The following is a 411-nucleotide window of genomic DNA, read 5'->3' as shown; positions in this document are numbered from 1 at the left end:
GCCCAACGTCATGCACCTGGCGACCGACGTCGCCGGCGTCGTGCACGACGCCCGCACCGTCTCCTCGCTGCAGCTGGCCGAGGCCCTGCACCCCTCCGCCGCCGTCGGCGGCACCCCGACCGGGGACGCCCTGGCGCTGATCACCGAGCTCGAGGGCATGGACCGCGGGCGGTACGCCGGTCCGGTGGGCTGGATGGATGCCTCCGGCGACGGCGAGTGGGGCATCGCCCTGCGCTCGGCGGCCGTGTCCGGCCGGACCGTGCGCCTGTTCGCGGGCTGCGGCATCGTCGCCGGCTCCGACCCCGCCGCCGAGCTGGCGGAGGCGCAGGCCAAGTTCGTGCCGGTCCGGGACGCGCTGGGCGGCTGAGGGGTCCGGGGGTCGGCGCGCCCTACAGGTCCGCGCCGTCGGGC

General features: G+C 77.9%; 1 protein-coding gene. It reads left to right on the top strand.

What is annotated here, in order from left to right:
* Positions 1-367, top strand: a 367-nt coding sequence (locus CBF90_RS16640) for a chorismate-binding protein (protein ID WP_172407894.1), incomplete at its 5' end; no start/stop codon positions are given.
* Positions 368-411 lie beyond the last annotated feature (44 nt).

Source organism: Microbacterium sp. AISO3, from assembly GCF_002204305.1.
GTDB lineage: Bacteria > Actinomycetota > Actinomycetes > Actinomycetales > Microbacteriaceae > Microbacterium > Microbacterium arborescens.
This window is presented reverse-complemented; position numbering and strand designations above follow the sequence as displayed.